Origin of the sequence: Woeseia oceani (assembly GCF_001677435.1) — a bacterium.
GTDB lineage: Bacteria > Pseudomonadota > Gammaproteobacteria > Steroidobacterales > Woeseiaceae > Woeseia > Woeseia oceani.
Genome location: NZ_CP016268.1, coordinates 2,698,864 through 2,724,287 on the forward strand (window position 1 = coordinate 2,698,864; position 25,424 = coordinate 2,724,287).

Here is a 25,424-nt window from a genome sequence, read left to right on the forward strand (position 1 = left end):
GCGTCGTCCCCAACTACACAATCTCGAACAGACCGGCAGCGCCCATGCCACCACCAATACACATGGTGCAGACAACGAACTTCGCATTGCGTCGCTTGCCCTCAATCAATGCATGGCCAACCATGCGTGCGCCGGACATTCCATAGGGATGGCCTATCGATATAGCGCCGCCATTTACATTGAGTATTTCATCGGCAATACCGAGCTTGTCACGGCAATAAAGCACCTGCACCGCAAAAGCTTCGTTGAGCTCCCACAAACCGATGTCATCCATCGTCAGCCCGGCATTCTTCAGCAACTTCGGCACGGCAAACACCGGGCCTATGCCCATTTCGTCCGGTCTGGTACCAGCCACTGCCATGCCGCGGTAGATGCCCAGTGGCTCAAGACCGCGCTTTTCGGCCAGCCGGCTGTCCATCACCACAGCTGCTGATGCGCCGTCGGATAACTGACTCGCGTTGCCCGCAGTAATGACGCCGCCTTCGAAAACCGGCTTCAAACTCTGCAACGCCTCGAGCGTCGTTTGCGGGCGATTGCCTTCATCACGTTCGAGCGTCACCTCGCGAAACGAAATCTCTTTCGTTGCCTTGTCCATCGTGCCCATCGATGTCGTCACCGGCACGATCTCTTGATCGAATAAACCCGCTTCCTGCGCCGCCGCAGTCCGCTGCTGGCTTTGCAAGGCGTACTCGTCCTGCCGTTCGCGCGAAATGTTGTAGCGTTTCGCCACCACCTCGGCCGTTTCCAGCATGCTCATGTAAATATCCGGCGCGGCGGCTTCCGTATTCGGGTCCTTTATACGGTGCTGATTGTAGTGCTCGTTCTGTACCAGGCTGATCGACTCGACACCACCGCCCACGACCGCCTGCATCCCGTCGTCCAGGATCTGTTTCGCCGCCGTCGCTATCGCCATCATGCCCGATGAACACTGTCGGTCGATGGTCATGCCGGCCACACTGGTCGGCAGCCCTGCGGTAAGACCTGCCTGACGTGCAACGTTCAGACCGGTTGTGCCCTGCTGCATGGCACAGCCAAGGATAACGTCGTCAACCAGTTCGCCATCAATGCCCGCGCGCTCAACCGCCGCACGTATGGCATGCGACGCGAGTGTCGGCCCGTTTGTGTTGTTGAAAACGCCGCGGTACGCACGCCCTATGCCTGTACGGGCAGTCGATACGATGACAGCTTCTTTCACTGCATTCTCCGGGTTAGTGAACGGCGAGAGGCTAGCCGTTCAGTTTGATTCCAAGGGCCGCTGCCGCTTTCGAGAGCAGCTTCACGGTTTGCTCGCCACCGGCTTTAAGTTCCACCTGCCCGGCGGTATCGGCAATCTGCGACCAGGCCGCCGCGACATGATCGGCATCGCGCTGATCGTCGGGCAAGAACACGCCCGGCGTTTCCTGGATAACCACGCGCGAAAACACACCTGCACCGGCTGCAATGATCTGCCGTGTCGGGGCCTCCTTGCTGGCCATGAAGACCACAGCCGGCGTGACCGCTTCGGGCTGTAACAGTGCGAGCACATCCGGCGGCATAAGATCTTCGGTCATTCGGGTCGCCGCAATTGGCGCAAGCGCGTTGACATGAATGCCGTATTTCTGACCTTCAATGGCCAGCGAATTCATGAAGCCAACCAATCCCATCTTGGCGGTGCCGTAGTTGGTCTGGCCGAAATTGCCGTATATGCCGCTGGACGATGAGGTCATCACGATGCGTCCGTACTGCTGTTTACGCATCTGCTCCCATACCGCTTTGCTGCAGTTGACCGCCCCTCCGACGTGCACGTCCATCACCACGTTGAAATTTTCGAGATCCATTTTGGCGAAGGTCTTGTCGCGCAGAATACCGGCGTTGTTGACCAACACGTCAATCCGGCCCCACCGCGATACGACCTCATTGACCATGGCTTCGACTTCAGCATAGTTGGCGACGTTCGCACCGTTGGACATCGCGGCGCCACCGGCAGCTTCAATCTCCGTAACGACGGCCCGTGCAGCGTCGCTCGACCCGCCGGTTCCGTCCCGCGAACCGCCGAGGTCATTCACAACCACGCGCGCGCCGCGCCGTGCAAACTCGAGCGCGTGACAGCGGCCGAGCCCGTTGCCGGCTCCGGTCACAATTACTACCTGATCGTCGAATCGAATGGTCACTGCTTGTTCCTTTTCTACTTTAGTTGTTGTCGCATATAAACAGGGAAAGAATATCGGCAATCAATGCCGGCGTCTCGGACCCTTTAACTTCTACTGTCATTCGTGTCGTCGTTAACACCTGCCCGGGCTTTTTCTCCCGGACGGCGAGTAGCCGAGCAACACAGCGTATTTCACTGTTCACTTTAACAGGTTCAAGAAAACGCACTTTGTCAGTGCCGTAGTTAACGGCCATCTGCACATTGCCAGGTGCAATACCGCACTCGCCGAGGAAGTAGGAAATCAATGACAACGTCAGGTAACCATGCGCAATGGTTGTACCGAACGGGGTCAGTGCCGCTTTTTCCGGGTCCACGTGAATGAATTGATGATCAAGAGTGGCGTCAGCGAATGCGTTGATTTGTTCTTGATCAATAGTCAACCAATCGGACGGCGGCAGATCCTTGCCAATGTAGCTATCCAGTTCTTCCCGGGAAACCGTCAGCATTTCGCCTGCTCCTCCAAAAAAAGTAGTGTAACTGATCTGCCCGCCGATCGGAGTTCATCCGCCGCCGTGCTGACACAAGACTGTCATCGCTCTGTAAGGCCTTGGTCAATAATGACCTATACGGTACAGCCCATGCCTAGCGATTTTCCTGACAATGGCACCCGACATGACCTGTAGCCTGCGAACCTTGTGGCTTTCCGACATTCACCTGGGTACACCTGCCTGCCGTTCCACGGATCTCGCCAGGTTCCTGCTCAATGTCAGGGCCGAACGGATCTACCTGACCGGTGACATTATCGATCTGGAGAGACTGAAGCAAAAGCCGGTCTTTCCTGAACACCATTGGCAACTCGTCAGCCAGATACTGCAGCTGGCCCGCAGCGGAACAGAAGTGATCTACATTCCGGGCAACCATGATTTCCAGGTTCGTGAGCTGGCCGGACAAACAATCTGTGGGGTCCGCATTGCACTGGAAGCAATGCATGTCACCGCAACCAATGAACGCCTGCTAACCGTGCACGGTGACTGCCTTGATTCTCAGACCCGTGCGGGCACGAGCCTGGAACAATTTGGTGCAACCGCCTACCGCTGGCTCGTCGATGCCGATGTAAAGATCAATCAGCTTCGCGGCAAACTGGGCCGCGATTACGCACCTATCGCATCCCGCATCAAATTGCGCCTCAAAGCCGCCAATCAATACATTGAACGTTTCGAACGCACCGCCGCCCGCTATGCTCGTGGCCGCGGAGCCGACGGCATCGTTTGTGGCCATATCCACAAGCCGGCGTTGCGCATACTCGATGGGGTCCGCTACGCGAACGATGGTGATTGGGTGGAACACCGTACCGCGATCGCGGAGAACATGAACGGAAAACTGCAATTGCTGAGCTGGCATGCCGGCTCATTACACACTTTGGAGACCAACAATGAACAAACGCTGGCTGCCTGATCCAGTAACGGCGTACCAGACTTCGGGCCTGGATCGAGATGCCCTTGCGGAACAACAAGCACAACTGTTATCACGCTGCTGGGATGACAATGCGTCGTTCGACGCAAACCTCGCGCTGATCAGTTACTGGCTCGCCGAATCAGAACACGAACCGGTTCCCTGCCAGTAGCCGTAGCCTGGTCCCGGGCCATCCGGCCCACACCCACTATTGGAAAAGAGTATGGCCAAACCCGGTTACACCGGCTTACGCCGGATTGTGCATGCCGCACATTTCTCGGCGCTCGGTCTGCAACAGGCCTGGCGCCACGAAGCCGCATTTCGTCAGGAACTGGCGCTAACCGCCGTGCTTGGCCCGACGGCTGTATGGCTGGGCGAGAGTGCGCTGGAAATACTGTTGTTGATCGCGCCGCTCATTCTGCTGCTGATCGTCGAGTTGCTTAACTCGGCAGTAGAAGCGGTCGTGGACCGCGTTGGCCACGAACATCACGACCTGTCCGGCCGTGCCAAGGACATGGGCTCGGCCGCCGTCCTGTTGAGCGTCGGCTTGCTGATTGCCGTCTGGTTGACGGTACTGCTGCCCGGTATGCCCGGAAATCCGACGCCTTAGAAACTGATCGCAATCAGGGCCAACAGCGCGCCGATTGCCGCTCCGGCCAGCACGTCGGTCGGGTAGTGCAAGCCAAGAATAATTCTGGAAATGGCCACCAGCAGAGCAAAAGGCACAACCAGAATCGCCATCATTGGTTCGTAGCTGCAAAACAGGATACTGAAGCTGACGGCGTGCAGGGTATGCCCCGACGGAAAGCTGTAGCGATCAAGCGGTGCCGTGCCGCAAGCGATTCCGGCGTGCGCTATGAATGGGCGCTCGCGAACCAATCGATTCTTCAGACCACGGTAAATAACCAGGCCCACTCCGGCTGTCAGCAAGGCCCGGAAAAGAAACACGCTGATATTCTCCGTTTGCGCCAGGACGAACACGGTTGCCAGTGCAATCCAGAAATAGCCGTCACCCAGCTTGCTGATGACCGCAAAAAAATTCCTGACGGCAGAGTGCCGGCAAAGACGATTGACTCGCACACACAAATCAATTTCAAACCGATCGATGTTTTGCAGCAACGCTGACATGGTCTGTCCTCATACCAATACAGCGCGCAGTTTTTCGGTTTTTGGCGACACCGCAATGACGATGTTGTGAAGTATTCATGAACATCAATCAGGTCACGTCGCGTTCATTAACGCGTAACCCGACGGTCACAATCGTCACGCAACATGCCGCGTCATGCGTATAGCCATAACAACAGACGCCTGGCAGCCGCAAGTCAACGGCGTAGTCACAACATTGACCCGCACTCGCGAAGAGCTGATCAAGATGGGGCATGAGGTGCTCATGGTGACACCGGAGGGCCGGCGCACGGTACCGTGCCCCAGCTACCCGGAGATTCGCCTCGCCCTGTTCCCGCGGCGCAGCGTTACGCGTGAATTACGTGCCTTTGCACCGGACTGCATACATATCGCGACCGAAGGCCCTCTCGGCATGGCGGCACGGCGATACTGTTTGTCGAACGAGTTGCCCTACACCAGCTCCTATCACACGCAGTTTCCTGAATACGTGCGTGCACGCGTACCCATACCCGTTAGCTGGACCTATGCCTGGCTACGCCGCCATCACCGCCACTCGCAGGCGATACTGGTACCCACAGAGGCCGTGCAAACGCAGCTGTTGCGGCGCGGCTTTCAGCGCGTGCACGTCTGGTCACGCGGGGTCGACACCGACGTATTCAAGCCCGATGTAGCGCACGATTTCGCGCTCCCCCGGCCAATCTGGATTAATGTCGGCCGGGTATCGGTGGAAAAGAACATCGAAGCCTTTCTCAACCTGAAACTGCCGGGCAGCAAAGTCATCGTTGGCGACGGTCCCGACAAAAAGCGGCTTGAGGCCCTGTATCCGGACTGTCATTTTGCCGGCTATCGCTTCGGTGACGAACTCGCAGCGTACCTCGCCGGTGCCGATGTCTTCGTGTTTCCCAGCCGGACCGACACGTTCGGCCTCGTGATGCTGGAAGCCATGGCTTGCGGACTGCCGGTAGCCGCCTTCCCGGTTACCGGCCCGGTAGACGTGGTCGACGACGGCGTGACGGGAGTGTTGAACGAAGACCTCGCTCACGCCAGCGAACAGGCACTGACACTGGACAGCGCCGCGTGTTTGCGACAGGCACGCGCAAAAAGCTGGCAAGCCGCAACGCTTCAATTCGCCGAGCGCCTGGCGCCGTGTACCGATGCAGCAACCGCCGGCTCAATCGACGGTACGTACTCGCGAAACCGCGTCTAGCCAGCCGGCATACAACTGGTCGCGCTGTTGTTCGTCCATTCGGGCAGAGAACAACGCATCGCTTTTCCACAATGCCGCGACCTCGTCCAACGACGAGTACAGTCCACAGGACAAGCCCGCAAGCAAAGCCGCACCGAGCACCGTGGACTCAACGTTTTGCGGCCTTTCCACATTGATGCCGATTACGTCGGCAAGAAATTGCAGAAACCAGTTGTTCGCCGCCATCCCGCCATCCACGCGTATGACCGCCGGATCGATCCCGTCCTCAGCCATTGCCCGCATCAGGTCCCGGGTCTGGTAGGCAACAGCCTGCACCGTTGCCGTCACAATGTCGTCTCTTGTAATGCCCCGTGACAAACCAAGGATGGCACCGCGCGCGTCGGCGTCCCAGTACGGTGCACCGAGACCGACGAAGGCCGGTACAACATGCACGCTTTCAACAATACCGCAACGGTTTGCGATAGCTTCGCTGTCGGCGGCGGAGTCGATGATGCCCAGTTCGTCCCGCAGCCATTGCATGGCGGAACCGGCAACGAAAATACTGCCTTCAAGCGCGTAGGTTACTTTGCCCTGCAAGCGCCACGCGACCGTCGTCAGCAGGCGGTTTTGCGAGGCGAGTGCTTTATCACCCGTGTTGGTAATAACGAAACAACCGGTGCCATAGGTACTCTTGACCATGCCGTCGGTGAAGCCCGCCTGGCCAACCAATGCGGCCTGTTGATCACCCGCCATTGCCCGCACCGGCACTTGCATGCCGAATGCCGCTGCATCCGTCATTCCGAAATCGGCGGCGCAGTCTTTGACCTCCGGCAACAATGAGGCCGGAATCCGCAGCAGTTTGAGCAAGTCGGCGTCCCACTGCTGGGTATGAATATTGAACAGCAAAGTCCGTGATGCGTTGCTCGCATCCGTTGCGTGAACCCGACCGTTGGTCAGTCGCCAAAGCAAGAAACAGTCAATGGTGCCGAACGCGAGCTTTCCCGCCTCCGCTTGCTGGCGTGCGCCGGGGACATTGTCGAGTATCCACGTGAGCTTGGTACCAGAGAAGTACGGATCGAGACGCAAACCTGTCTTCTCGATCACCATCGGCTCCACACCGTCCTTGCGCATGGCAGCACATTGCGCGGCCGTGCGCCGGTCCTGCCAGACTATCGCCTTGTACACCGGCTTGCCCGAATCCCGATCCCAGACAATCGTGGTTTCGCGTTGATTGGTAATGCCCAGTGCGGCGATGTCCGCTGCTTCCAGGCCGCTCCCGGCCAGCGCGTCACGCGACACCTCGCGTACCGATTGCCAGATTTCCTCGGCGTCGTGTTCAACCCAACCGGACTGCGGGTAGTACTGTCGAAATTCTTTTTGTGCGCTGCTGAGTACCTGCGCCTGACTATCAAAGACAACCGTACGGCTGCTGCTGGTTCCCTGATCGATCGCGAGCAGGTAGTCAGCCATTGATCAGTTCCCGGTTGGCGAACAACGGTCGCTTGACCTGCATTTTCTTGCCCGCCTCGGCAGGCAATGGCAGGTCGCCCTGCTCGGTCACGAGTGCTGCCAGTTCCCGTAACGTCTGTTCCGGCCAGGGACTGACGCGGCGCGTATCCAGGTTCACGTGCAGATTCATCCATTCGCCGGTTGCGGCAAGAAAGCCTTCGTCGGCGTGATACATCCGCTGCAGTTGATGAATTCGTTTCTCGTCGTAGGCCAGCAACTGGCTGGTTACAACGTAGGGCTCACCCTCTTTCAGCTCACGTTGCCAGGTGACGTGGTTTTCTACCGCGAACGTCGAACCACGGGTCGTTGCAATGTACTCGTCGGTTATGCCCAGCCGGGCCCAGAGGTCATCGACTGCCCTGTCAAAGATCAGAACGTAGTATGCAACGTTCATATGACCGTTCACATCTATCCAGTCAGGAATAACCACGCCCTCCGACACTGTCACGCCTGTCCGCTTGTCCGTCATCATCAATCCTTCAGTTCAGCAAGATCGCGAAAATGTTCCAGCGCTTCCGGGTTCGCCAGCGCATCGGTATTGCGCACCGGCTTGTTGTGCACAACCGAGCGCACGGCGAGTTCGACGATCTTGCCGCTGATCGTGCGCGGAATTGCCGGTACCGCGATGATCTTGGCCGGCACGTGACGCGGTGTTGTGTTGGCGCGAATGACCTTGCGGATTTTCTGCTGCAGATCATCGGTCAACGTTACACCGGCACGCAACACAACAAAGAGCACTACCCGCACGTCGTCGTCCCAGTCCTGCCCGATCGCTATGCACTCGAGGATTTCATCGAGCTTCTCAACCTGTCGATAGATTTCCGCAGTTCCTATGCGTACGCCACCCGGGTTCAACACCGCATCCGAACGACCGTGGATGACGACGCCACCCTCTGTAGTCATCTCCGCAAAGTCACCTTGTGCCCAGATGCCCGGGAAACGATCGAAGTACGCGGCCCGGTAACGCGAGCCATCGGTATCGTTCCAGAATCCGACCGGCATCGACGGGAACGCCTGTTTGCAGACCAGCTCACCATTCTGTTCGCGTATGGACTGGCCGTTGTCGTCGAATATATCCACGTCCATACCCAGACCGACGCACTGAATTTCACCGCGGCGCACGGGTAACACGGGGTTGCCAAGCACGAAGCAGCTGATGATGTCAGTACCGCCCGCAATGGACGACAGTTGCACGTCAGCGCTAACGGCGTTGTAGACATAGTCGAAACTGGCGGGGGCCAACGGTGAGCCCGTCGACAGCACGCTGCGCACATGCTGCAGATCAAACTCTGTGCCTGGCAATACTCCCGCCTTTTCCTGGGCCGCCAGGTATTTTGCGCTGGTGCCAAAGACCGTAACCTTTTCGTCGGCCACGATTTGCCAGAGTATGCGGCCATCGTTGGCGAACGGTGCGCCATCGAACAAAACCAGAGTAGCGCCGGTTGCGAGTCCGCTCGCCAACCAGTTCCACATCATCCAGCCACAAGTCGTGAAGTAGAACAGCCGGTCGCTGGCATCAAGATCGCCATGCAGCACGTGTTCTTTCAGATGTTGCAACAAGGTTCCGCCGTGGCCGTGCACGATGCACTTTGGGGCACCTGTCGTGCCCGACGAGTACATGATGAATAACGGATGATCGAACGGCAGCGGCACGAATTCCAGCGGTTCGGAGCGTGCCGTAAAATCGTCCCAATGACGGAGCGCCGGATGATCACCCAGCTGCCAGTCGCGCTCTGTAAACGAAATGACGACAGCAACTTCGATACTGTCGACACGATCCAGAACCTGCTGGACAGTCGCGAGCGAATCGAACGTCTTGCCGTTATAAACATAACCGTCGGCACAGAACAGCACTTTTGGCGCAATCTGCCCGAAACGATCGACTACGCCGTTCGCGCCAAAATCCGGGGAACACGAAGACCAGATTGCGCCCATGCTGCTGGCGGCCAGCATGGCAATAATGGCTTCCGGGCAGTTCGGCAAATAACCCGCGACACGATCGCCTCGCGTAACCCCAGCATCTTTAAGGCCGGTCGCCACGGCCGCCACTCGGGCGCGCAATTCGTCAAAGCTGATCTCCTGCCGTTCGCCCAGCTCACCGCGGAATATCAGTGCGGGTTGATAGCCGCTGTGGCGCAACAAGTGCTCCGCGTAGTTGAGCGTCGCGCCCGGAAACCAACGTGCCGATAACATGTCGCCGTTCTGTTCGAGGGTCTGGTCGGCAACGTCGTGGAAAATGACATTGCTGTAGCTGGCCAGGGACTCCCAGAAGGCGGCCGGATCGCGTACTGACCACGCATGCAATGCCTGATAGTCGCTGCATGCGTGCTGCTGCATGAATTGCCGCATGGCACTTGCCGAATCCCGCGGTTCCCACAATACGCCCCTCATACTTCCCTCCGACCAGCTTCTCGAGGGGCGCATTATGCATTGGCGGCCCGCATTATTCATGCGCACCGGTACGGCTGGTGACTGCCGGGCTTGAAATCCGACACTCGTGACATCACCTGTAGCGATACCGGCAAGATCCTGCCCGGACGGCTTACATCACCTTGGTTAAAGCCGGCGATGTGCAAACAACGGAACAGGCACTCGTCCGTCAGGTGGTGCATGCGCCAGCGGTACGGTAGCCTGCGGGTCCTGCGCCCGCCCTTTCAAGGAAGCGTTTTGATTATCTATATTGCTGTATTCCTGCTGTTGACCGCCGTTGCGGCAGGCTGGTTCTTGCACATCAACCTGCGGGGCAAGCCAGCGCCAGTCGCATTGCAACCCGGTCAATCGTTGCCGGCATTCAGCGCCGTTGACGAGAACGACCAAGCGGTCAGCACAGCCGCTCTTGTGGGGAAACCCGCGGTAATCCTGTTTGTACGTGGCAACTGGTGCCCGTTTTGCACGCGCCAGGTTGAAGGTCTCACGGCGTACTACAAGCAAATCACCGAGCTCGACGCGCGATTGATTTTCGTTACGCCAAAGCCATTGAGCACGACCCGCCACGTTGCCGACATGTTCGGTGTGCAGTTTGATTTCTGGCTGGATCCGGAACTCAAGGTCGCCCGGCAACTCGGTCTCGTGCACACGGCTGGCGTGCCGGGCAAGCACCGGCAGCAATACGGTACAGATACGGTTTGGCCAACGGCACTGGTCGTCAAAGCGGATGGGGTGATCAGTTACGTAACGCAATCACGGCACATTACCGACCGACCCGACCCGAAAAACCTGTTGCAGGAACTCCAGCAAGCCATCAGTTGATCGGCACGATTTTCGCGGGTCATCGCGCGCGCTTGAATTGCGCGCGGCTGTTGCAACAACGGATACCCTGGGACGTTACTGCGGATTCTGATCCGTCGGCGTCTTTGCTTGAGCGATCTTCCGCCGTGCCTGATTGTCGGCAATTTCGTTGGTCGGCAAACCGGAATCCCGGGCTTCCTGGAAAATACCGGTCAGCCTGGGTCCGATTGCCGCAACCCGGTTCATGACCTCGTCTTCGTCAACGTCGCCGTAAAACTCACTGGCTACATTGATAATACCGCCACCATTGATCACGTAGTCAGGCGCGTACAGGATTCCGGCCTCCAGCAGGCGGCGACCATCGGCATCGGTTTGCAGCTGATTATTCGCGCCGCCCGCGACAATAGTGCTCTTTATTATTGGGATACTCTGCTCGTTCAATACAGCGCCGAGCGCACAGGGCGCAACCACGTCCACGTCCTGAAACAGAATCTCGTCCAGCGCCACCGGCTTCGCACCGAACTCATCAACCACCCGGTTGATGCGCGCCTGATCAATATCCGCCACGATCAGCCTGGCGCCAGCCTTGGCAAGGTACGCGCAAAGAAAGTAGCCGACATTGCCAACGCCTTGCACGGCCACCGTCAGCCCGCGCAGTGTGTCATTGCCCAACCTGAACTTAACCGCCGCTTCAATGCCCTTGAATATACCGAACGCGGTCTTGGGTGACGGGTCACCGCCAGCGTGACCGGCTTTTTTCGGCAGGCCGGAAACAAAGCGGGTGCGGCGTGCGATCTTTTCCATCACGGCGACGCTCATGCCGACATCTTCGGCCGTCACATAGCGTCCATGAAAAGCATCAACGAAATCGCCGAACTTCTCGTAGAGCGCATCAGTCCCCTGAAAATCGGCCGTTTTGAGTATGACTGCCTTGCCACCGCCGAAACGCAGGTCAGCCATCGCGTTCTTGTAACTCATGCCGCGGGACAGGCGCAGGACGTCATACAGTGCCTCGGTATCTGACGCGTAGCTCCACAAGCGGCAACCGCCGGCCGCCGGCCCAAGCGCGGTTGAATGGATCGCGATAATGGCACTCAAGCCGGTTGCCGCATCGCGGCAAAAAGTCACTTGTTCGTGGTTATCGAAGGCCGGATTACTGAAGGCAGACATAGCGTTCCTTCTGTTGCGTTAGCTTACTGGCAGCGTCACCGTCGCAGATCCTGTGCGGCGCGTGGATTCTAGCACCCGCTACCTGACCGATCACGGTTGACACCGGACCGCAGCGGTTTGCACGGGCTAGCCACCGGGTGTCAATGACTAGAACCGCAAGTCCATTGACCTGCACAGAAAAGTCATGAACGGCGCGGCTGTCTTGAACAATGCTGCCACCTGGCGCAAAAACCTGGGTTCGAGTACCTGCGCGTGCGTCAGCTCGCTGACAGCGATGAAATCCTTCCGACGCAAATCAGTCAGCAACGGATGATTGCTGGCGTAACCGCGCGGTGGGCGCACCAGGCTTTCTCCGCCGAGTTCGAATTGCCGCCTGAATGCGGGGTTGTCGCGTGCTTTGGTCCAATCGTCAGGCTGGTCAGCGATGCGCGCTCGAATTTTCGCGAGAGCCGGTGCCGCTGGCCGCCACATACCGGCACCGACGAATACCCGCTGCGGATCTATGTGGAGATAGAAGCCCGGAGCATGTACGTCTTTGGCCAGTTCGTGGCGAAACTGGATACCGATATTGGTCTTGTACGGGGTCTTGTCCTTGCCGAAGCGTGTATCCCGGTAGACCCGCATCAAGGAACCGCCCATGCGTTTTGGCACGGCCTGGAAATGCGCTGAAATCTTCTCCAGCGGCGCTTGCATGGCCTGTATGAAGGCCAGGGACCTGTCGAGGACCTCGGCCTCGTAACGCGGCTTGTTCTCGTTGAACCAGTCACGCGTGTTGTTGCGCTCAAGCTCCGCCAGAAAGCGCAGAGTTTGCTCGTCGAAATAGCCGCTGTTTTGTTTTGCCATCGGTCACAACGTCCTGCGCCAGCGTTTTTGAAAACCCGCCACCTGCGCGGCGGAACGGTTGCCGACACTATAACGGTACAGCGCCGTTCAGGATGGAGATGGCGCGCATTGGCCGTGATTTTCCCGACCACGGGCGTACTCGGCCAGCGGGAGCGGCAGGCCGGAGAAAGCAGGCGCGCACGACGTTGCAGTAGCCTGCGACCCGCAAAAGCGCCGGAGCGCGCTTGCCGAGTCGCAGACCTGCAACGAATGGTCGACGACTGGCGAACGTATGCACAAACGTCAGTGCAGCGAGGTTCGCCTGGTGCCGTCGACCCCCGATTGACCACGAGGGATGCGAACCCGGCACGACGACCGGGCTGCGGACTACAGGACTATCGGAATTGCGGATGTCGCCCGGAGGTTAGGCCGTTGTGGCCTGCCCCTGTTATTCGGCGATGACGTTTTCCGCTTGCGGGCCTTTCTGACCCTGGGTCACTTCCATAGAGACCTTCTGGCCTTCTTTCAGTGATTTAAAGCCTTCCATCTGGATTGCGCTGTGATGCACGAATACGTCTTGCCCCCCCTCGCGCTCAATAAACCCAAACCCCTTGTCATCGTTGAACCATTTAACGGTTCCGGTCACTCTTTCACCTGCCATGATTACCTCAGTACGTAAAATTCCCGGCCCCCCGGCCGGAACAAGGCCGAGACAGCTAGCTGTCAGGGCAGCGGTCATATTACTCATATTCGGCGCCAAACGCGCCCCCTATGGCAATTTTTTGTCCGCATATGGGCGCGGAGCGGCAATATAAGGCCGGGAAAACGGTTTTTTTACGAAACTGAAGCGACCGGCGCAGGATCGCGCGCCATTTCGGTGCAAACGAACCTGCCACAGCGGCCACGCGTTGCAGCATCAGACTCCGAGCAAGCGGAACATCGTGGGCGCCAGCGTCGCGATCATCAGCAGACTTACTGCGCCAATCAGCGCCGCTGCCAGCATGCCGAGCAGGAATGGCCGCGGCCCGATTTCACGCAAGCCAGCGAACATTGAGGTCAGGCCGACGGCAGCCATCGCGATCAGGAGAAAGTGTTCTGCGGCGCTGCGGAGCCAGCTCACGGTCCCGTCCCATACTTCGGGCGCAAGAAAACCGAATGGCCGGTCGCCGAGGTCGCCGACTGTGCGCAGCGCAGACATCGCGGCAAAACCGATAATGAACCACGGCACCATGGACCACAGCGACACCCGCTTGTCGCTGGCCGCTTTGCCCTCGCTTGCGTACAAAAAGCCAACGAGCGGAATGACGGCAATCATGCACAGGTTGCGCACCAGCTTCGTTACGGTGGCGATATCCAGCGCCACCGGCGACTGGTATTGCGCTTCGTACATCATGCCCGCACCGGCCACTTGGGCCGTCTCGTGGATAGACGTACCGAGGAACAGGCCGGCCATCGCCGGCTGATCGGCGAACAACCAGTGGCCGACGTACGGGTAACAAAACATCGCGACCAGGCCGAACACGGTGATACAGGCGATTGCGTAACTGACTTCAGCTTCGCGCGCGCGAATCAAAGGTGCTGTCGCGACAATCGCCGTGGCGCCGCAAATGCTGGTACCGACCGCAATCAGTCCACTAAGCTGGCGCGAAAGGCCGAGCCGTTGCCCGAGGAAGCGGACCGTGATCAGCCCGACGCCGATCGCAACCACGACAAACGGCAACGCCACGAGGGTGAAGCGGCCAGCACCGAGCAGGCTGAGGCGGATGCCGAGCAACATGATGCCAAGGCGCAGGATGGTGCTGGCACAAAACCGCAGGCCATCGCGGACGCCCTCGGGCAAAGTCACGGTATTGGCGATGACCATGCCGATGATAATGGCCATCATGATGTCGCTGATCGGGCTCTTCGCAAAACCCAGTACGGATTCGCCCACCCAAACGGCCGCGTAGCCGGCGGCAAACGCCACCAGTACCGCCAGGGCCAGTCCACCCCACCATTGTCCGTTCCTGACTTGCGCCACGATAATTCCCCTGGTTATGAAAGCAGCAAGCGCTTACTCGCTGATTTGGCGGTGCGATTGGTAGTTATTTCTTGCGTACCGCCAGCATGTTTCGTCGCAAGTCGGCAATGGACTTGCAGCCCATCAGCAACATGCCGCGTTCTATCTCGCTCTGCAACAAGCTCATCGCCCGCCGCACGCCTTGTGAGCCCGCTGCCGCGAGCGCGTACAGGTACAGGCGGCCACCGGAACAGGCGGTCGCGCCCATCGCCAGCGCCTTCAGGACGTGCGTGCCACGACGAATGCCGCCGTCGACAATGATTTCGATATCGCCGCCGACGGCATCGACTATCGCGGGCAATTGATCGATCGGTGAGCGCGAACCGTCGAGCTGCCGGCCGCCGTGATTGGAAATCATGATGGCACTTGCACCGATGTCGACCGCGCGGCGGGCGTCATCCACGGACATCACGCCCTTGATGGCGAAAGGACCGCCCCACTCCGCGATCATATTCGCGGCATCGTCCCAGCTGATCGTGCGTTTCAACTCTTTGTTCAGATACTCCATCACGGATACCGGTACTTTCGACCCGGCATCGACGCTTGCCGATATGTTCGGGAGGTCGAATTTTTCACGCGCCAGGTAGTTCAGCGTCCAGTTCGGGTGGGTCATGAAGCTGAGCAAGCTGCGCGGTGTCAGCTTCGGCGGTGTTGTCATGCCGGTCAGGTAATCACGTTCGCGGTTGCCGGCGACGATGGTGTCCACGGTCAGCGCGAGCGCGTCGAATTTCGCTTCGCGACAACGCTCGATCATGCTGGTGGTGAGCCCCGGGTCATTGTGCACGTAGATCTGAAACAGCTTCGGCGCGGCGCTCATTGCACCCAGTTCTTCGATGCTGCGGGTACCGAGCGTTGAAACACCAAACATCGTGCCGAGTTTATCCGCCGTGCGCGCCAGTGCCGTTTCCCCTTCGTGATGAAAGAGGCGCTGCATGGCCGTGGGCGACATGAACAGCGGCATGTCGAGCTTGCGCCCGAGCACTTCAACCGACATATCGACACTATCAATGCCGGCCAGCACATTCGGCACGAGATCCACATCATCGAACGCGCTGGTATTGCGGCCCAGCGTGACTTCGTCGTCAGCACCTCCATCGATGTAGTGAAAAATGGGCGCGGGCAGGCGCTTTTTCGCCAGCCGTCGAAAATCGTCAGTCTTGTAGCACTGTTGCAGTCGCATGCTATCCCCGGTAATCGCAATTTGAGGGCGCATATCTTACAGACACCAATGCCGGGTTCGGCAACTTTTGCCTGCGGGGATTCAAGCGTTGCGAAAGCCTGCTACCATTGCGCGCGATAAATGCAGGCACGACCGGACCGGCGCATGAACACTCTCACAATCGAACAGGTACGTAATCAACGGGTCGCGCGCTGGCTGCTGATCTGCTGTGCGCTGGTGTTCGCGATGGTGGTTCTCGGCGGCTTCACCCGCTTGACTGAATCCGGGCTCTCAATGGTCGACTGGCGTCCGGCGACCGGCTGGCTGCCGCCGTTATCGGACGCCGCTTGGGACCAGGAATTTTCCCGCTACCAGCAATCGCCGCAATACCTGAAGAGCAATTCGCACATGAATGTGCATGATTTTAAAGGTATTTTCTGGCTAGAATATTTGCACCGCCTGCTCGGCCGGATCATCGGCCTGGCGTTTCTGCTGCCGTTTCTGTATTTCGCGGCGCGCGGCTATATCCGCCGCAGCGAGACCCCCAAATTCACCCTGATGTTCGTGCTCGGCGGGCTGCAGGGCGTACTCGGCTGGTACATGGTCAAGAGCGGGCTGGTCGATAACCCGGCGGTCAGTCAGTACCGTTTGACGGCCCATCTCGTCGCCGCGTTCATGATTTACGGTTTCATGCTGTGGGTGGCGCTCAGCCGGCTCTACCCCGCCGAAGGACGCAGCGTACACCCGTTGTTCGGCCGTACCCTTGCGCTGTCGGTACTGATACTGGTCACGATTATTTCCGGTGGTTTTGTCGCCGGGCTGCGGGCCGGCAAAATCTACAACACGTTCCCGATGATGGGCGACTACTGGATACCGCCTGGCCTGTTTGCGCTGGAACCCGCCTGGCGAAATTTCTTCGACAACATCGCGACAGTCCAGTTTGACCACCGGGTCCTCGCGATCACCACGTTCACCATGGTCTGTCTTTACTGGTGGCGCATGCGCCGCGCTGAACTACCGCGGCGCATAGCCATCGGCGTCAATGCACTGCTGCATACCGCGATACTGCAGGTCGTGCTGGGCATCTCAACCCTGTTGCTCATGGTTCCCATCGTGCTGGGCGCGGCGCATCAGGCCGTCGCAATGCTGCTCTTTACAATAGCGCTGTATCTTTGCCACAGTCTGCGCCGCGTCTGATTCGGCGGTTTGCTCGTGAGGTTTATCTGACGTGAAAAGCGCGCTCATGCCCGTTGCTGCCTTGTTGCTGGGAGTCGCCTTGCTCCTCACCGGCCAGGGCTTGCAAGGCACCTTGCTGCCGGTGCGCGCCTCGCTGGAATCCTTCAGCGCGCTGTCCATCGGCGTGATGGGCGGTGCTTACTTTCTGGGATTCACCTTCGGCTGCCTCAAAGGTGGCGACCTGGTTGCCAAAGTCGGCCACGTTCGGGTGTTCGCGGCGATGACCGCCATCGCCTCAGCCGCGCCGCTGTTGCACGGCCTGATACTGGAACCGATCACCTGGACCGCGTTGCGCTCGCTGACCGGTTTCTGTTTCGCCGTGTTGTACATCGTAATTGAGAGCTGGTTGAACGAAGTCTCGACCAACGAGAACCGCGGCATGGTGTTCTCGACCTACGTGATGATCACGATGAGCGTGTTTGCCATCGGCCAGATGATGATGCTGATGTACGATCCGCTCGAGCTGTACCTGTTTGGTATCGTCGCGGTGCTCATTTCTGTAGCGGTTGTTCCGGTCGTGTTGTCGACAGCACCAGGGCCACAACAGCCGCACAGCGCCAAGGTCGACTTACGCCGCCTGTTTTTCATCTCGCCCGCCGGTACCGTCACCTGTTTTTGCAGCGGCCTCGCCAACGGTGCGTTCTGGTCACTGGCGCCCGCAGTTGCCGTCGCCGTATCCGACGATCTCTCCATGGCCGCCTGGTTCATGTCGGCCAGCGTCATCGGTGGCGCGGTTTCGCAGTGGCCGGTCGGCTGGCTGTCCGACCGGGTCGGTCGTCGCCCGATGATGATTGCCTGTGCCATTTTCTCCAGCCTCATTGCCCTGCTCATTGTTATTGGCGGCGAGTCGACATCCATGACCACATTCGCGATTCTGGGCTTTGCGTGGGGCGCTGCCGCGTTTCCGCAGTACGCCATTGCCGTGGCCAACACCAACGATCATGCCGAACCGAGTGAGTACGTGATGGTGTCGAGCGGCTTGTTGCTGGTTTACGGGCTTGGCGCGATTGTCGGACCGCTCATTGCCAGTGTCGCGATGACCTATGCCAGTAGTACGGCTTTGTACCTGCACACCGCCGTCGTGCACATTCTGGTCGCGATATACATCGGCTTTCGTACCACTCAACGTACGGCACCACCGGATGCCGAGCATATTGATTTCAGCGAGTCGCTGGTCGCCGCGCGTACGATGTCGCAGGTCTACGAAGAAGAAACGCACAACGAGGTGGCTGACGAGCCAGCCACCTGAGTTCTGCCTGCCGTGCCGTGGTGGGAACTAAACCTTGATAGCCGCGAGCGCTTTCTCCAACGCTTCAATCAGATCTTCCGCGTCTTCAAGGCCGACCGACAAACGCACCAGGCCGTCAATAATACCGACGCGTTCGCGCTCTTTTTTCTCAACGGCGGCGTGTGTCATGGTGACCGGATGGGTAATCAGCGATTCCACTGAACCGAGATTCTCAGCCAAGGTCCACAGCTCGATGTTGTCCATCAGCTGCTTGCCGGCTTTGACACCGCCTTTCACTTCGAACCACATCATCGCGCCAAAGCCGCTTGCCTGCTTCTTCGCCAGTTCGTGCTGACTGAAGGACTCCAGTCCGGGGTAAGCGACTTGCTTAACTTTGTCGTGCTTTTCGAGGTAACGGGCAATCGCCATCGCGTTCGCCGATTGCTGATCCATGCGCACGGACAAGGTTTTGCAACCCTGCAAGGTCAGCCACGCCACCTGCGGCGACATGATTGAGCCGGTGCTGTTCTGAATGAAGCGCAGCTTCTCATCGAGTTCTTTGGTCTTGGCGATAACAGCGCCGCCGACCGTTGCATTGTGGCCATCGAAATACTTCGTCGTGCTGTGCAGCGACAGGTCCGCACCGAGCTCAAGCGCTTGCTGGTAACACGGCGTCAGGAAGGTATTGTCCACGACGTGCACGGCCTTGGCCGCCTGTGCGATCTCGGAAATGGCCGCGATGTCGGAGAGCTTCATCGTTGGATTGGCCGGCGTTTCGGTCAGGAACAACTTCGTGTTCTTGCGCACGGCGGCTTTAACAGCAGCCGGGTCGGCCGTATCCGCGAACGTAAAATCAATACCAAAACGGTTCAGCACCTTGGTGCACAAACGGTAGGTACCGCCGTACGCGACATCGGAAATAATGGCGTGGTCACCTGCGCTGAGAAACGCGAGCATCGTGCCGTGCACGGCTGACATGCCGGTGGTGAAACAGGTTGCGTCCGCACCGCCTTCCAGCACTGCGAGTTTTTTCTCCAGCGCGCGGACGGTCGGGTTGCCGGAGCGAGAATAGGAGTAGCCTTTCGCGAGATAGGTATCGACCGATTCCTGAACGAAGGTCGTCGATTGGTAGATCGGCGTGAGTATCGCGCCGGTGGTCGGGTCGGGGGTAACTCCAGCGTGGACCTGCTTGCTGCGAAAGCGCATGAACATCTCCTGATTTCTCGGTGAATACTGTGCTTGCTGGCCGATATCATACACACTCCCCCGTTCCGGAAGTATGCACAACTGATCGCCAGCACAGGCTCAACACGCGTGGCTCGCCGGCTGCCCGGAAGCGCTGTCGGAACTGACAATAACGAGGAAAACCATGAATTTACGATACGCGATTTCACTGGCCGCACTGCTCGCCAGCACCCTGTTCAGCCGCGTACTGGCCGGCGAGGCCGAGACCCGCTGGGAACTGATGAACCAGATTCGCCAGGAGAAATTTGACCTCGTACTGCCGGAAGTCATGCGCGAAAACAAGGTCGACATGTGGATCACAGTGAACCGCGAAGGCTATGAAGATCCATTGACCGAAGACTTCGGCAAAGGCTACACGGGCAGCTGGGGCTATTACATCTTTACCGACCGCGGCGGCGACCGCATCGAGCGCGCCATCCTCGGTGTAGAGACCTACCTGGTCGAAGAGAACGGCGCCTATGACATCTTCGGCAACGCCAACGATCTCGAAAAATTTGTGGCCGATCGTGATCCGAAACGCATTGCATTGAACTACTCGGAGCACATCGGCGCCGCAGACGGACTGACCCACACCGCCTTCCTGAAACTCTCCGACACGCTGGGCTCGAAATACAGCAAACGCTTTGTTTCGGCGCAAAAGCTCGCGTCCGATTTTCGTTCACGCCGGGTGGCTACAGAAATAGCGGCCTTTGCCTGGGCGGGTGAAAAGTCCCGTGAGATTGCGGAGCGCGCGTTCTCCAACGAAGTGATTACGCCCGGAAGAACAACGCTGGCCGACGTTGCCTGGTGGATGCACGAACAGCAATTCAAGAACAATCTCGGCACGTCGTTCGGCATGCCGTCGGTGTACATCACCGGCCCGGATGGTTTTGTGGCGTTGTCCAACGATCACGTTATTCAACGCGGCGATTTTCTGGCGATCGACTGGGGTGTTGGCTACCTGAACTTTTACACGGACATGAAACGCCATGCCTACGTGCTGAAGGAAGGCGAAACGCACTTGCCCGAGAGCATGCAGAAAGCTTTTGACAACGGCCGCGCAGTACGCGATTTACTGAAGAACAACATCAAGGCCGGGCGCACGGCGGGCGAGACGCTGGAACTCCTGAACAAACGCATAACCGAAGCCGGTTTCACAGTGATGGCAAAGGCAAATACGCCGACAGATAACCCGGACGACATTGACGTCATCATTGGCTGTCATTCGGTGGGTAATCTGGGCCATGGCATTGGGCCGTCTATCGCGTGGTTTAATCCGGAACGTCTGACCTACGAAATCAAAGAAACCAATTTGTTCTCCATCGAGTTGTTCGCCTATACCGCGATCCCTGAATGGGGCGGTAAGAAATTGCGCATCCCGCTGGAAGACAATGCGATCGTCACTGCGCGTGGAGTTGAATGGCTTTACCCCGTGAACCAGAAAGTGCTGTTGATCCGCTAAGCCCGGAATGTGTATGAACTGCCGTCAGCCGACGGCGGTTCGTCTACTTACCCGTATGAATTAGCACTGCTCGGCAACCACAACCGGGCATTGATTGGGCAAACGGCCACGCGGGTAACATCGTTTGGTAACAAGTCATGCACAGACCACGTACAACCACCGGGCGGAATGATCGTCACCCGTTGCTTGTATGCAGCAGAGAAATGATCGGCGAGGCCAACACCTGGTCTTGCAGCAGCAACTTGCCATCACGCACTGAGAACCGGGTTTGTGCCAAGGTCCGAACCGGATCGCTTTGACCCCGGCCGCTTATTCGGGCTTCGCAGCCGCAACCGGTGATTCCCGATAGCGCTCCGCCCGCTCCGGCTGGCCCATGGCAGCGTAGAGTTCGCGCAGCCATCCGCGTATCCGACGCACTCGTTGGCTGTCGGTTCCGTCCTGCTCCTGCAGCACATTGAGGCTGTCGCGCAAGAGCGGCTCCGCCACTTCGTTATCCCCGAGTAACGCCAGGTTGCGGCCTGCGACACTCAAGGTCGAGGCGAGCAATGGGTGTTTTTCATCGTAGTCTTTACGCCGAATCGTCAACGCACGTTCAATCAACTCGCGGCCCTCGTCAGCCCGCCCCGCGTCGTTCATGATCGCGCAGAGTGCCGTCAGTGCGGAAGCAATGTACTGGTGCTCAGCACCCAGCGATTGCTCGTAGATGCCGAGCGCCTCCCGAATCTGCTGTTCGGCTTCATCCAGCTTGTCCATGTCGTGCAGCAACATGCCCAGACTGACTTTGTCGTAGCCTACAAACGGGTGGGTCTCGCCGTGAGCATTGCGGTGCACACGCAAGGCATCGCGGAACGCGATCTCCGCCTCGTCAAATTCTTCACGCGTATGCAATAAACGCCCAAGCATGACCAGAGAACCGCCCAGCAGCGAGTGATCGTCCCCGAGTATCTTGCGGGTGATCGAGATCGCTTCGTAGTACGTGGCCTCCGCTTTGTCGAGTTCGCCTTTGCTTTGCAAAAGGACCGCGTAGTTCTGCGAGTAATAAGCCAACAGAGGATGGTCGCTGCCGGACGTACGTTCAACGAGATCAATCGCATCGCGAAGCAGCACGTCCGCCTCATCCAATGCGTTACGACGCTGAAGGATTCTTGCCAGAAGGTTTTTACCTTCGGCGACTTCCATATCGTGTTGTCCGCCCAGCGACGTGAACATGTCGATACTGTTGCGCGCGTATTCTTCGGCCTGCTCTATGTTGCCGGTGGCCTGATAAACCTCCGCAACGTGAAAATAGTTGCTGGCAAGGTCCGGGTTACGCGCCCCTTTGAGCTGGCGGTTCTCGTCGATAGCCTCATTTAGCAATCGCAAAGCTTCGTCGAATTCCGCCTTTTCCATCAAGGTGGCAGCGAGTTCATTTTTGGTCACAGCAACTTCCCCTTCCTGATCGTTCAGTACATCACGACGAATTCGTAATGACTCCTGCAATAACTCCACCGACTGGTCGTACTCGCCGAGATTGTAGTACACCCGGCCGATAGTACTCATCAAGGTCGCTTGAATGGCCGGGCGATCGCCGAGCTGGCTGCTGATCCTCCCTGCGCCTTTCTCCAGAATTTCACGCGCGGTGATGCTGGCACCGCGTGCATTGCCCGGGTCGGGTTCGCGAAAGATGTCTTCCAGAAACGCGGAGATTTCGAGCGCGGTATCGCGTTGTTCGGCGATACGCTTGTTCTGCACACTGGTGGTCACCGCAAACATTACCAGCAGCACACTCAATGTTGCCGCCATCGACACTGCCGCTACGTGACGACGGACGAACCGGGAAGTCCGGTAGTGCCAGGTATCCGCGCGTGCCAGCACCGGGTGCGATGACAGGTGCCGTTCGATATCGCCGGCAAACTCATTGACCGTGCGATAACGGCGTTGCGGCTCCTTGCGCAACGCCATCAGGACGATGTTGTCGACATCGCCTTGCAAGCGACGCGCAAGACGATCCGCGGCCAAGCCTCGCGACGCCAGCACTGCACGCGCGTCGGGAGCCAGATTTCCACTCGGCAATGGCCGGGTAAGCTGCCGGACTTTCTGGCTCGGCGCCATGGGCTCGACGTCGCAGATGATGGCCGGGATTTCAGTGGGTCGACTCATGCTGACCTGGTAAGGCGGGCAGCCGGTCAACAAGCGATACAGCAGCACACCGAGCGCGTAAGTATCAGTCGCCGTGGTAATCGGTTCCCCGCGCACCTGTTCCGGTGCCGCGTTCTCCGGCGTCAGAATCACCGCGCCTTCACGCGTAATGCCAGCGGTTGCATCACCACTCGCATCCAGCAGCCGCGCAATACCGAAATCGAGCAGCTTGGGCACACCTTCGGGCGTCACCAGTATATTGCTGGGTTTGATGTCACGGTGGACTACCAGATTCTGATGCGCGTAGTGGATCGCCGTACAAACCGTGCGAAATAGCCGCAAACGTGCGGCAATGTCCAGGCAGTTCTGGTCGCAATAGTCGTCGATCGGTACGCCATCGATGTATTCCATCACCAGGTACGGCGTACCGTCCGGCATTGTGCCGCCGTCAAACAAGCGGGCAATGTTCGGGTGATCGAGGTCGGCGAGAATTTGTCGCTCGGCTACCAGCCGGTGTTCGACTTCCGGATCCAGTAGACGCTGCCGAACGAGCTTGATGGCCACCTGTTGTTCGAACTGCTTGTCGTCGCGTTCAGCCAGGTAGACAACACCCATGCCGCCCGCACCAATGGTCCGCTCGATTCGGTAAGGACCAACGCGTTCACCGGCGCCGTGATCACGCTCGCCCAATCCGTCCATTGCCTTGCCCAGCGCGCCGCGAATGGCATCTTCAATCACGGTGACCTGCGCGAGATCCGTCTTGAGCAAGGATTTGATGTACGCGCGCAGCTCGGGGTCTCCCTGACACGCGCTTTGCAGGTACGCGTCCCGTTCCGATTCCGGCAACTCCGCCGCCGCATCGAACAGCTCTTCGACGCGCGCCCAGCGCGCCGGCGTCAGATCAACTGTTTTCAAGCTCATGGTGCAACCAGGCTTTGCCAAGCCGCAGATCGCGATCAACCGTGGCGGCCGAAATATCCAGCGACGCGCTGATCTCGTCGTAGGTCAAACCGCCAAAGTAATGCAGCGCCAGCACATCCGCTTTGCGGGCATCGAGTTCGGCCATGCGGTTCAGCAGCCGGTCAACCTCCAGAATATCAAGTGAATCTCGTTGCGACGCGCCGTGTTCTTCACTGAGTTCAACCTTTAGCGCGCCACCACCGCGTTTGCCGCTACGGTTGGCTTTCGCGTGATCAATCAGTATGCGGCGCATCATGCGCGCGGCGATCGCGTAAAAGTGCGCACGGTTCGCCCACTCCACATCACTGCCCGCGAGCCGCAAGAACGCCTCGTTGACCAGTGCCGTCGCCTGCAAAGTGTGGTCCGCCCGTTCGCTGCTCATGTATCGACGTGCCAAACGCCGTAGCTCTTCGTAGACCATGGGCGTCAGCTTTTCCAGTGCGTCGGGATCACCGCTCTGCCATGCACCCAAAAGTAGCGTTACCGCACTGTCTTTACTCATCAAGCTGCCCAAAGCGAAGTTTCTGCGAGGGTGCAGATAGTAAAGACTTACGGAACGCATACGCAATTCGATTGGTGAAACTCGGCACTGGCAATAACATTAAGACAGGTTACACTTTCAGATTGCCGCATCGGCAGTTCGCTGCGGATTCGTACACAACCAACGTAATCAAGGGGACCCCCAATGGCTCAACAAGACTTGCCACCACAAGGACGACGCATAGCACTGTATTCAGCAGGCGGCGCTTTCGGCGGCACCTTGCTCGCGATGCTGATTTTTTGGCTGTTGTCGGGCGGCTTCTGCTGCGATGAAAACCGCGTTTCCATGCAAAAGTCCGCAATCAGCATGGAATCCACCCTGAATACAGCCCACCAGAAACTCCATAGCTGATCCTTACTGACCACTTATCGCGCTTTTGACATACTCCAAGTCAAAAACCCGCCGGCACCGTTCACCGCAAAACTAACGGCAAGCGACGCCGGATCCGGCGTCGCGACCCGGGCTCCCGCAACGTTTGTAACCAGACCCGCCCTGTTCCTCCTGCCTGTCTTGCACTGACTCCGCAACGACGGCAATGCGCGCCACGGGCGTGAGGGAATTCGCGCCTGCTTGTCGCTATTCCGGGGAATAGCAAACAGTCAGCGAGGACCCGACGCATGTCTAGCGACAAGTGCAACAACCTGTGCACGGTTGATCACGCCAATAAGCAAAGTGACGCCCTGGGATTCAATCCCTACGAATACTGGCTAAAACACGCCGAATACCTGAAAGCGGCCCGGCAGGCGCAGCCGTCCGGACGCTTCCGGCGCGACCAGGCTGTGGCCAGAAAAGGTTAGTTCGACAGGCGGCGGCCGAG

Annotated in this window: 25 protein-coding genes; 10 read left to right on the forward strand and 15 right to left on the reverse strand. The window is 58.5% G+C overall.

Annotated elements, in window-relative coordinates; genetic code table 11:
• Positions 1-13: 13 nt before the first annotated feature.
• Genes BA177_RS12140 through BA177_RS12150 form a run of 3 tightly spaced genes read right to left on the reverse strand, consistent with a single transcriptional unit; the run spans position 14 to position 2,634 of the window.
• Positions 14-1,195, reverse strand: coding sequence for an acetyl-CoA C-acyltransferase (locus BA177_RS12140; RefSeq protein ID WP_068616558.1), 1,182 nt, complete (start codon positions 1,193-1,195; stop codon positions 14-16).
• A gap of 31 nt (positions 1,196-1,226) precedes the next feature.
• Positions 1,227-2,150, reverse strand: coding sequence for an SDR family NAD(P)-dependent oxidoreductase (locus BA177_RS12145; RefSeq protein WP_068616560.1), 924 nt, complete (start codon positions 2,148-2,150; stop codon positions 1,227-1,229).
• 19 nt (positions 2,151-2,169) lie between these two features.
• Positions 2,170-2,634, reverse strand: coding sequence for a MaoC family dehydratase (locus tag BA177_RS12150; protein WP_068616562.1), 465 nt, complete (start codon positions 2,632-2,634; stop codon positions 2,170-2,172).
• 166 nt (positions 2,635-2,800) lie between these two features.
• Between BA177_RS12150 and BA177_RS12155 the strand changes: the two genes are divergently transcribed.
• From BA177_RS12155 to BA177_RS12165, 3 genes are read left to right on the forward strand one after another with little or no spacing between them, the layout of a single operon-like run.
• A complete protein-coding gene (locus tag BA177_RS12155) occupies positions 2,801-3,583 on the forward strand; it encodes a UDP-2,3-diacylglucosamine diphosphatase (protein ID WP_068616564.1) in 783 nt (260 codons plus the stop codon).
• Positions 3,561-3,752, forward strand: coding sequence for a hypothetical protein (locus BA177_RS12160; RefSeq protein ID WP_068616566.1), 192 nt, complete (start codon positions 3,561-3,563; stop codon positions 3,750-3,752). Before BA177_RS12155 ends, BA177_RS12160 begins: the two co-directional genes overlap by 23 nt.
• Positions 3,753-3,803: 51 nt before the next feature.
• Complete coding sequence (locus BA177_RS12165; protein ID WP_068616568.1) at positions 3,804-4,190, forward strand: diacylglycerol kinase; 387 nt, start codon at positions 3,804-3,806, stop codon at positions 4,188-4,190.
• On the opposite strand, the gene BA177_RS12170 is transcribed toward BA177_RS12165, so the two are convergent.
• Positions 4,187-4,708: a phosphatase PAP2 family protein gene (locus tag BA177_RS12170; RefSeq protein ID WP_068616570.1), complete on the reverse strand. Its 522-nt coding sequence runs from the start codon at positions 4,706-4,708 to the stop codon at positions 4,187-4,189. The two genes, BA177_RS12165 and BA177_RS12170, sit on opposite strands and share 4 nt — an antisense overlap.
• Before the next feature lie 154 nt (positions 4,709-4,862).
• Between BA177_RS12170 and BA177_RS12175 the strand changes: the two genes are divergently transcribed.
• Positions 4,863-5,912 (forward strand): glycosyltransferase family 4 protein, encoded by a 1,050-nt coding sequence (locus BA177_RS12175; RefSeq protein WP_068616572.1) that lies wholly within the window; start codon positions 4,863-4,865, stop codon positions 5,910-5,912.
• Here BA177_RS12175 and glpK read toward each other — a convergent pair.
• The 3 genes from glpK to BA177_RS12190 are packed head-to-tail and all read right to left on the reverse strand — an operon-like array spanning position 5,877 to position 9,791.
• Positions 5,877-7,361, reverse strand: coding sequence for a glycerol kinase GlpK (glpK, locus tag BA177_RS12180; protein ID WP_068616574.1), 1,485 nt, complete (start codon positions 7,359-7,361; stop codon positions 5,877-5,879). The two genes, BA177_RS12175 and glpK, sit on opposite strands and share 36 nt — an antisense overlap.
• Positions 7,354-7,872: a thioesterase family protein gene (locus BA177_RS12185; protein WP_082990080.1), complete on the reverse strand. Its 519-nt coding sequence runs from the start codon at positions 7,870-7,872 to the stop codon at positions 7,354-7,356. The genes glpK and BA177_RS12185 overlap by 8 nt, the downstream gene beginning before the upstream one ends.
• Complete coding sequence (locus tag BA177_RS12190; protein ID WP_068616578.1) at positions 7,872-9,791, reverse strand: acetoacetate--CoA ligase; 1,920 nt, start codon at positions 9,789-9,791, stop codon at positions 7,872-7,874. The genes BA177_RS12185 and BA177_RS12190 overlap by 1 nt, the downstream gene beginning before the upstream one ends.
• Before the next feature lie 276 nt (positions 9,792-10,067).
• Between BA177_RS12190 and BA177_RS12195 the strand changes: the two genes are divergently transcribed.
• Complete coding sequence (locus tag BA177_RS12195) at positions 10,068-10,649, forward strand: peroxiredoxin family protein (RefSeq protein ID WP_068616580.1); 582 nt, start codon at positions 10,068-10,070, stop codon at positions 10,647-10,649.
• A 75-nt stretch (positions 10,650-10,724) separates the two neighbouring features.
• On the opposite strand, the gene BA177_RS12200 is transcribed toward BA177_RS12195, so the two are convergent.
• From BA177_RS12200 to BA177_RS12220, 5 genes are all read right to left on the reverse strand, one after another.
• Positions 10,725-11,798: a Leu/Phe/Val dehydrogenase gene (locus tag BA177_RS12200; RefSeq protein ID WP_068616582.1), complete on the reverse strand. Its 1,074-nt coding sequence runs from the start codon at positions 11,796-11,798 to the stop codon at positions 10,725-10,727.
• 147 nt (positions 11,799-11,945) lie between these two features.
• Positions 11,946-12,641, reverse strand: a complete 696-nt coding sequence (locus BA177_RS12205; protein WP_068616585.1) for a DUF2461 domain-containing protein — start codon at positions 12,639-12,641, stop codon at positions 11,946-11,948.
• Positions 12,642-13,068: 427 nt separating this feature from the next.
• Entirely contained in the window at positions 13,069-13,281 is a 213-nt protein-coding gene (locus BA177_RS12210; protein ID WP_068619302.1) for a cold-shock protein, read from the reverse strand.
• Positions 13,282-13,536: 255 nt separating this feature from the next.
• Positions 13,537-14,640: a YeiH family protein gene (locus BA177_RS12215; protein ID WP_068616587.1), complete on the reverse strand. Its 1,104-nt coding sequence runs from the start codon at positions 14,638-14,640 to the stop codon at positions 13,537-13,539.
• Between the two features lie 64 nt (positions 14,641-14,704).
• Positions 14,705-15,859: an alpha-hydroxy acid oxidase gene (locus BA177_RS12220; protein WP_068616589.1), complete on the reverse strand. Its 1,155-nt coding sequence runs from the start codon at positions 15,857-15,859 to the stop codon at positions 14,705-14,707.
• 144 nt (positions 15,860-16,003) lie between these two features.
• Between BA177_RS12220 and BA177_RS12225 the strand changes: the two genes are divergently transcribed.
• A complete protein-coding gene (locus BA177_RS12225) occupies positions 16,004-17,035 on the forward strand; it encodes a COX15/CtaA family protein (RefSeq protein WP_082990314.1) in 1,032 nt (343 codons plus the stop codon).
• A gap of 31 nt (positions 17,036-17,066) precedes the next feature.
• Entirely contained in the window at positions 17,067-18,323 is a 1,257-nt protein-coding gene (locus tag BA177_RS12230) for an MFS transporter (protein WP_156762806.1), read from the forward strand.
• Between the two features lie 27 nt (positions 18,324-18,350).
• On the opposite strand, the gene BA177_RS12235 is transcribed toward BA177_RS12230, so the two are convergent.
• Complete coding sequence (locus BA177_RS12235) at positions 18,351-19,508, reverse strand: trans-sulfuration enzyme family protein (RefSeq protein WP_068619304.1); 1,158 nt, start codon at positions 19,506-19,508, stop codon at positions 18,351-18,353.
• A 163-nt stretch (positions 19,509-19,671) separates the two neighbouring features.
• On the opposite strand from BA177_RS12235, the gene BA177_RS12240 reads away from it, so the two are divergent.
• On the forward strand, positions 19,672-20,988 hold the full coding sequence (locus tag BA177_RS12240; protein WP_068616595.1) for a M24 family metallopeptidase: 1,317 nt from the start codon (positions 19,672-19,674) through the stop codon (positions 20,986-20,988).
• A gap of 309 nt (positions 20,989-21,297) precedes the next feature.
• On the opposite strand, the gene BA177_RS12245 is transcribed toward BA177_RS12240, so the two are convergent.
• Both BA177_RS12245 and BA177_RS12250 read right to left on the reverse strand, forming a co-directional pair.
• Positions 21,298-24,027: a tetratricopeptide repeat protein gene (locus BA177_RS12245; RefSeq protein ID WP_068616596.1), complete on the reverse strand. Its 2,730-nt coding sequence runs from the start codon at positions 24,025-24,027 to the stop codon at positions 21,298-21,300.
• The gene (locus tag BA177_RS12250) at positions 24,008-24,568 is read right to left on the reverse strand and encodes an ECF-type sigma factor (RefSeq protein WP_068619306.1); all 561 of its coding nucleotides are present in this window, start codon (positions 24,566-24,568) and stop codon (positions 24,008-24,010) included. The genes BA177_RS12245 and BA177_RS12250 overlap by 20 nt, the downstream gene beginning before the upstream one ends.
• Before the next feature lie 183 nt (positions 24,569-24,751).
• Between BA177_RS12250 and BA177_RS12255 the strand changes: the two genes are divergently transcribed.
• Both BA177_RS12255 and BA177_RS18630 read left to right on the forward strand, forming a co-directional pair.
• Positions 24,752-24,958, forward strand: a complete 207-nt coding sequence (locus BA177_RS12255) for a hypothetical protein (protein WP_068616598.1) — start codon at positions 24,752-24,754, stop codon at positions 24,956-24,958.
• Between the two features lie 266 nt (positions 24,959-25,224).
• Positions 25,225-25,404 carry a hypothetical protein gene (locus BA177_RS18630; protein WP_156762807.1) on the forward strand — a complete coding sequence of 60 codons (180 nt, stop codon included), beginning with the start codon at positions 25,225-25,227 and terminating at the stop codon, positions 25,402-25,404.
• Positions 25,405-25,424: the final 20 nt, after the last annotated feature.

Excerpts from the sequence above, each read along its gene's own strand:
- BA177_RS12150 (WP_068616562.1), bottom strand. The coding sequence starts at position 2,634 with ATGCTGACGGTTTCCCGGGAAGAACTGGATAGCTACATTGGCAAGGAT.
- BA177_RS12155 (WP_068616564.1), top strand. The coding sequence starts at position 2,801 with ATGACCTGTAGCCTGCGAACCTTGTGGCTTTCCGACATTCACCTGGGT.
- BA177_RS12160 (WP_068616566.1), top strand. The coding sequence starts at position 3,561 with ATGAACAAACGCTGGCTGCCTGATCCAGTAACGGCGTACCAGACTTCG.
- BA177_RS12165 (WP_068616568.1), top strand. The coding sequence starts at position 3,804 with ATGGCCAAACCCGGTTACACCGGCTTACGCCGGATTGTGCATGCCGCA.
- BA177_RS12170 (WP_068616570.1), bottom strand. The coding sequence starts at position 4,708 with ATGTCAGCGTTGCTGCAAAACATCGATCGGTTTGAAATTGATTTGTGT.
- BA177_RS12175 (WP_068616572.1), top strand. The coding sequence starts at position 4,863 with ATGCGTATAGCCATAACAACAGACGCCTGGCAGCCGCAAGTCAACGGC.
- glpK (WP_068616574.1), bottom strand. The coding sequence starts at position 7,361 with ATGGCTGACTACCTGCTCGCGATCGATCAGGGAACCAGCAGCAGCCGT.
- BA177_RS12185 (WP_082990080.1), bottom strand. The coding sequence starts at position 7,872 with ATGATGACGGACAAGCGGACAGGCGTGACAGTGTCGGAGGGCGTGGTT.
- BA177_RS12190 (WP_068616578.1), bottom strand. The coding sequence starts at position 9,791 with ATGAGGGGCGTATTGTGGGAACCGCGGGATTCGGCAAGTGCCATGCGG.
- BA177_RS12200 (WP_068616582.1), bottom strand. The coding sequence starts at position 11,798 with ATGTCTGCCTTCAGTAATCCGGCCTTCGATAACCACGAACAAGTGACT.
- BA177_RS12205 (WP_068616585.1), bottom strand. The coding sequence starts at position 12,641 with ATGGCAAAACAAAACAGCGGCTATTTCGACGAGCAAACTCTGCGCTTT.
- BA177_RS12210 (WP_068619302.1), bottom strand. The coding sequence starts at position 13,281 with ATGGCAGGTGAAAGAGTGACCGGAACCGTTAAATGGTTCAACGATGAC.
- BA177_RS12220 (WP_068616589.1), bottom strand. The coding sequence starts at position 15,859 with ATGCGACTGCAACAGTGCTACAAGACTGACGATTTTCGACGGCTGGCG.
- BA177_RS12225 (WP_082990314.1), top strand. The coding sequence starts at position 16,004 with ATGAACACTCTCACAATCGAACAGGTACGTAATCAACGGGTCGCGCGC.
- BA177_RS12235 (WP_068619304.1), bottom strand. The coding sequence starts at position 19,508 with ATGCGCTTTCGCAGCAAGCAGGTCCACGCTGGAGTTACCCCCGACCCG.
- BA177_RS12240 (WP_068616595.1), top strand. The coding sequence starts at position 19,672 with ATGAATTTACGATACGCGATTTCACTGGCCGCACTGCTCGCCAGCACC.
- BA177_RS12245 (WP_068616596.1), bottom strand. The coding sequence starts at position 24,027 with ATGAGCTTGAAAACAGTTGATCTGACGCCGGCGCGCTGGGCGCGCGTC.
- BA177_RS12250 (WP_068619306.1), bottom strand. The coding sequence starts at position 24,568 with ATGAGTAAAGACAGTGCGGTAACGCTACTTTTGGGTGCATGGCAGAGC.
- BA177_RS12255 (WP_068616598.1), top strand. The coding sequence starts at position 24,752 with ATGGCTCAACAAGACTTGCCACCACAAGGACGACGCATAGCACTGTAT.
- BA177_RS18630 (WP_156762807.1), top strand. The coding sequence starts at position 25,225 with ATGTCTAGCGACAAGTGCAACAACCTGTGCACGGTTGATCACGCCAAT.